This window comes from Roseomonas acroporae (genome assembly GCF_023223525.1).
GTDB lineage: Bacteria > Pseudomonadota > Alphaproteobacteria > Acetobacterales > Acetobacteraceae > Roseomonas_E > Roseomonas_E acroporae.
This window is the reverse complement of record NZ_JALPRX010000191.1, coordinates 1-3,615: the sequence shown is the minus strand read 5'-3', so window position 1 is coordinate 3,615 and position 3,615 is coordinate 1. Positions and strand designations below refer to the sequence as shown.

Here is a 3,615-nt window from a genome sequence, read left to right as displayed (position 1 = left end):
GCCTCATCACCTTCAGGCAAGGCAAGCGGTTGTGTTAGTTCCTCTTAGGCGCTGTTGCGATGCTCGACGCGTCGGCCCAGCGTCGAGCGGATCGCCCGCGGGTAGGAGCCATGCCCATCCGTGGTGACGCGATCCGGAACCATGCCCGTGGTCGACCTGGCCGAGCGAAAGAAGGCCTGAGCAGCTGCCATGTCGCGGTGCTCGCCGAGCATGGTTATCGACCAGGTCGTCATGCCGGTCGATGGCGCGGTACAAATAACACCATCGGCCGCGAACATTCAGATAGGTTTCGTCGACGTGCCAGGAACGCCGGCCAGCCCCGCGCTGGCCATGGCAGCGCTGCCGCAATTCGTGGGTCAGCACCGGCGTGAGCCTGGCTTCCCACTCCCGTACCGCCTCGCGGCTGAACACGAAGCCACGCCCGAGGAACATTCGCTCAGGTCCCGCAAGGTGAGGCGGTAGCACAGCCGCCACAGCACCACCAGGGCAATGACGTCACTCGGGTACAGCGTCCGGTTCAGCAGCCCGCCACTGCGCTCGTTGAACTGCCGGCCGCAGTCGCGGCAGCGAAAGCGCCGGTAATCCTACGCCGTGCGGTCCCGCCGCTCCGTCACCGCCACCGAGCCGCAGGCCACGCACTCCATCCCGGGCTCCCCGGTCTCCCCTCAGCCAACAAAAGCCTACCCGCGCCCATTCCGGACGGCCATCCCAGACGCCCTTGGCGCGACGGCTGACAGATCCATCGAGACTGTGAGAGTGTTGGCATCGCCGAGCGATCCCGACCCAGTTTGAGACTGACTTCGTGTCGTTGGGGTGATCCGTCTGTTCGAAGCCCCCGGTGGGACAACCTGACGCTGAGGCCGAGGAGCTAAACGAGGGCGACTGCGGGCCGGCTCGGCGGGCTTCTCCTTTCCCAGGATGGGGACTTTGGTGAGCCCGAGTCGGGATAACCTCATCTCCGAATAGGGGCTTCCGACCGTCCACAGGCCCCCGGGGACTTTGGCGATGGAAGAGGGGACTATGGTGAGGGACACCCACTGGATTCATTGGAGGCCCCGGAGTTATCCTGGGGGCTTTGGTGAGCAAGCTAATAATAGACTCTCTAATACCCTTTCTAGTAGCCGCTCTCCAAAGTCCCCAGTTCCGGAAGCCCCCGTTTTAGTGCCAGTTTGAGGGCACTGGGGGCAGGACATGGGGCGAGTCCACAAGCTGCTGGAAGAGCACGGGAAGCAGGTAGCCATCGAGATGGATGCCGCGCCCCGTGACGTCATCGAGACAGCTGCACGCTACCTCTCCGAGGAGGACAACGCCCTCGCCTTTGCTTACAGTGGCTGGGCGCAATGCGCTCTCCCACATCGGCGCGTGGCGCCAGGCGAGGTCTGGGAAGTCGCTAGCGAGCGCATGCGCCTCGTAGTGGAGCCTGGGCGTCGCCCCTCTGGTAAGGACGGTCTCGGACCGCTGGAGCAGGTGAGCGTGCCGTTTGGCAGCTATGCCCGGCTCATCCTCCTGTATCTTCAGACAGAAGCGCTAAAGACAGGCTCTCCGGAGGTCGAGCTGGGCCGTTCCTGGCGCGACTGGATGGCCCGCATTGGCGTGCCGTGGGGCGGGAAATCAGGCCGTGGCGTGCGTGAACAGGCCGAATTGCTGAGCCGTTGCCGACTCACTTTCCACCTCGTCGGCCAGGGCCGAGCCGGGTTGGTAAACAGTGCCATCGTGGACCGCGCACTGTTCATGGACGACGGCGAGGACCGGCAGGGGCGCCTGAACTTGGAGACGGCCCGACTCAGCCAGACCTTCTTCGAGCAGCTGCGGAAGCATCCCATCCCGCTGGAGGAGGGGGCGATAAAAGCGTTGTCGAACAACTCAGCTGCGCTGGATTGTTACGTCTGGCTGGCCTACCGCCTACACAGCTTAGAAAAGCCGCGGCTTGTGACGTGGACGGCGTTGAAGGCCCAGCACGGTCAAGGCTTCAAGCAGCTCTACCATTTCAAGTCCAAGTTCCCGGGGATCCTGGGGATGGCGACGGCCGTCTATCCTACCGCTGACATCGAGGTGAAGGAGGAAGGCGTCCTGCTCAAGCCCTCGAAGCCGCCGGTCCCACCGCGGCTGGTGACATCCCGGTAAGGCCGGGCTCACCAAAGTCCCCAACAGGACCCGAGAAGGTCATCATCTGACCAAGTGATGGTCACCCCCTCACTCTCCCTGACGATCCGGGCCATCGTGGAACTGCAGGGCCGCGAGCCGGGCGTAGGAGCCCGCCTGGACCAGCGCCTCGTGCCGCCCCACTGCCACGATTCGAGGGCATAGTGTCGGACACTGTTGGCGAAGGCGCCATTACGCAGCGATGGCGGCGAACCGTGAGGTGCGGGTGGGCGCAAGTGGTCGTCCGGCGAACCATGCGGCGATCCGATCGAGGTTGATGGCGGCGGCGGTGGCGACGTTCTGCATCCCTGTCTTGGCGAGCCCGCGGTAGCGCGCCTGGCGCAGGCCACAGGCGCGGGCCGCCTGCGACATCGTGCTCTCGACGCCTTGGCGCAGGGCATAAAGCCGCCGCCCCTCCCGGGCACCTTCCCGCGCCCTCGCGGCGGCAAGGGCTTCGTATTCGCTCTGCGGCAGCAACGTCAGCACTCGCCCCTGATGGGGATCACGCGAGCGGGTGCAGCGGGCGCGTGACAGACACGCGCGGCAGTCCGAGGCGCGGAAGTTGGTGCGCACGTAGGCGGGCTGGCCGAGCGCGGGGTAGAGGTCGGCAAAGCCGGCATCGGTGAACACCGCCCCGAGCCGGTCGCGCAGGAGCAGGTAGGGGTTGCCGCGACGGAACGCCGACCGGGCGACGCGGGCGGTGTCGTCTGGTACAGATGGGGGCAGCGGCTGCGGGCGGAGCGACATGGCCGGTTTCCGAACGGGACGCCCATCCTATGCTGCCCCGCACTTGGGTATCCCGACTTCGCCAACAGTGTCCGACGCTATGGCCTCTGCTTCGGTGGGGCTGCCCACGACGGCCTCCAACCCCATCCCCAGACGGCCCATTCCGCTCGGGAGCGGCACGATCCGTAAGGGGCTCCGGCGGACCAGTGCAAGCGGAATTGTTCCTTTTAAACTCTCAATTATAGGAATTTAATCCGAATTCGCGGCCGTTGTGGCTAGTCTGTTGTGTTCTCGACACGAGTTACTTACCAGCGAGTTGGCACCACATATTGTGGTTTCATACCTATAAGACACAAAATATGGGTATGGCCTTTCCGAACGCGCACGTTTCTGGTAACGTGCTCGTGAATATAGACGCCCTGGCCTGCTTGGTCGCTGGGCCATGCGGGACACGAGGTTGGACGATGAAGGTCGGTGACCGCCTGCTGCTGCCCCGACGGTATGCCCTGGACGAGAATGAGAACGGCAATCTGATCCGCCAGCTCCTCCATGCGGGGCGCGAGGCCACGGTCGATGCCCGGCGCGCGAACCATCGGGGCACGCCTGACGGCTTTGTCCTCAAGGACGCCAGCGGGGCGTCCATCCTGCTGCTCGGCCGGAAGCCCAGGGGCGACGAGGGCGTCGCGCAGCTACTGGTGGCTAAGAGGAACTAACACAACCCGGTTGTCGTTGTAGCGTGATGGCCCA

General features: G+C 64.7%; 4 protein-coding genes and 1 pseudogene. 2 read left to right on the top strand and 3 right to left on the bottom strand.

Translation table 11 applies throughout. The features are described from left to right. Window positions 1-44: 44 nt before the first annotated feature. Both M0638_RS27750 and M0638_RS29320 read right to left on the bottom strand, forming a co-directional pair. Window positions 45-212, bottom strand: a complete 168-nt coding sequence (locus M0638_RS27750) for a DDE-type integrase/transposase/recombinase (protein WP_408903689.1) — start codon at window positions 210-212, stop codon at window positions 45-47. Window positions 213-255: 43 nt separating this feature from the next. Further along, window positions 256-432: pseudogene (locus M0638_RS29320) on the bottom strand (hypothetical protein); the annotation flags it as partial. 759 nt (window positions 433-1,191) lie between these two features. Between M0638_RS29320 and M0638_RS27745 the strand changes: the two are divergent. Beyond that, window positions 1,192-2,124, top strand: a complete 933-nt coding sequence (locus M0638_RS27745) for a replication protein RepA (RefSeq protein ID WP_248670191.1) — start codon at window positions 1,192-1,194, stop codon at window positions 2,122-2,124. 210 nt (window positions 2,125-2,334) lie between these two features. Here M0638_RS27745 and M0638_RS27740 read toward each other — a convergent pair whose 3' ends face one another. Next, window positions 2,335-2,889, bottom strand: a complete 555-nt coding sequence (locus M0638_RS27740; RefSeq protein ID WP_408903688.1) for a transposase — start codon at window positions 2,887-2,889, stop codon at window positions 2,335-2,337. A gap of 443 nt (window positions 2,890-3,332) precedes the next feature. On the opposite strand from M0638_RS27740, the gene M0638_RS27735 reads away from it, so the two are divergent. Continuing rightward, window positions 3,333-3,581, top strand: coding sequence for a hypothetical protein (locus tag M0638_RS27735; RefSeq protein WP_248670190.1), 249 nt, complete (start codon window positions 3,333-3,335; stop codon window positions 3,579-3,581). Window positions 3,582-3,615 lie beyond the last annotated feature (34 nt).